Here is an 806-nt window from a genome sequence, read left to right on the forward strand (position 1 = left end):
TAGTGTTTCGGAGGCAATTTTCCCAATAGGAACGGGAGGTTGGCGATGAAGCGCAAGCAATATTCGGTGGAGCAGATCGTGGCCGCGCTCAAGCAGGCTGAGCTGGGCATGCCGGTGGCGGATCTGGTTCGGCAGCTCGGGATATCGGAGCAGACGTATTACCGATGGAAGAAGCAGTACGCGGGTCTGGAGTCGAACCAGGTCCGCGAACTGAAGCAACTCCAGGATGAGAACGAGCGGCTCAAGAAGCTAGTTGCGGAACTGAGTCTGGACAAGGCCATCCTGCAGGATATCGCCACAAAAAAGTGGCCGCGCCCGCGCTGAAGAGACAGGCAGTGAGCTACATCGTGGATCACTACGGTCTTCCGACGCAGCGGGCGTGCCGGCTGGTCAAGCAAGCTCGCAGTACCCACTACTATCGCAGCGTCAAGGACCCGCAAACGGCACTGCGTCAACGCATGCGCGAGATTGCGCAGACGCGCGTTCGATATGGCTACCGGCGCGTGCACGTGCTGCTCAAGCGTGAAGGTTGGCGTGTGAGCCGTAATCGGGTCTATCGGCTCTACGCCGAAGAGCAGCTTCAACTGCGTTCGAAGCTACCCAAGCGCCGCAAGATGGTGGTATCGCGCCGCGAGCGTTGCGTGCCGGTTCGTCCCAATGAAGTCTGGAGTCTGGACTTTGTGGCGGACCAGTTAGCCGACGGCACCCGCTTGCGCGCCCTGACGGTCGTGGACATCTTTAGCCGTGAAGCGCTGGCCATTGAAGTAGGCAAGCGCTTGCGTGCCGAGGACGTCGTGTCAGTGCTG

General features: G+C 60.0%; 1 pseudogene. It reads left to right on the plus strand.

Annotation, left to right across the window (positions count from 1 at the left end):
- Window positions 1-45: 45 nt before the first annotated feature.
- Window positions 46-806, plus strand: a pseudogene (locus QCE58_RS33990) (IS3-like element ISBcen22 family transposase); the annotation flags it as partial.

Origin of the sequence: Caballeronia sp. LZ028, from assembly GCF_031451415.1 — a bacterium.
In the GTDB taxonomy this organism is placed as follows: Bacteria; Pseudomonadota; Gammaproteobacteria; order Burkholderiales; family Burkholderiaceae; genus Caballeronia; species Caballeronia zhejiangensis.